A 688-nucleotide genomic window follows, 5' to 3' on the forward strand; every position below is an offset into this window, starting at 1 on the left:
GGCGGACCTGGCGGCCGCGCTCGAGCGGCTGCGGCCGCTGTGGGAGGACGGCGCCCTGGCCGGCGTCCACCTCGAGGGCCCGTTCCTCTCCCCCGCTCGCGCCGGCGCCCAGCACCCGGCCGCGCTGTGCGCGCCCGACTCGGCGGCCGGACGGCGGGTGCGCGAGCTGCTGCGGGCGCAGCCGCGCGGGTTCGTCCGCACCCTCACGATGGCCCCGGAGCTGCCGGGCGTCCGGGAGGTCGCCGCTGAGCTCGACGCCGCCGGGACGGTGCTCTGCCTGGGCCACACCGACGCCGGCCCCGCCGAGGTCGCCGCCGCCCTCGACTGGCCTCGGACGGGAGCCGCGGCCGCGCCGGTGGCCACCCACTTGTTCAACGGGATGCGGCCCTTCCACCACCGCGACCCCGGCCCCGTGCCCACGCTCCTCGCGGCGGCCCGGCGCGGCCGGCTGCGGCTCGAGCTGGTCGGCGACGGCGCCCACGTGGCCCCGGAGCTGATGGCGCTGATCCTGGAGGACGCCGACCTCGCGGCGCAGACCTGCCTGGTCTCGGACGCGATCGCCGCCACGGGGGCGCCGTGCGGCACCGTGCATCGCCTGGGTCCGGCGGTGGTGCACGCGGCGCCGGACGCGCCGCGCCTGGGCGAGCCGGCGGACTGCGGGCGGGGGGCGGAGGCCGCCGGCCCGGAG

The 688-nt window shown here is 81.0% G+C and carries 1 pseudogene; it reads left to right on the forward strand.

The window, feature by feature from the left end:
- Positions 1–688: pseudogene (locus NWP10_RS12230) on the forward strand (N-acetylglucosamine-6-phosphate deacetylase); the annotation flags it as partial.

This window comes from Micrococcus sp. HG099 (genome assembly GCF_024723355.1).
GTDB classification, from domain to species: Bacteria; Actinomycetota; Actinomycetes; order Actinomycetales; family Micrococcaceae; genus Micrococcus; species Micrococcus endophyticus.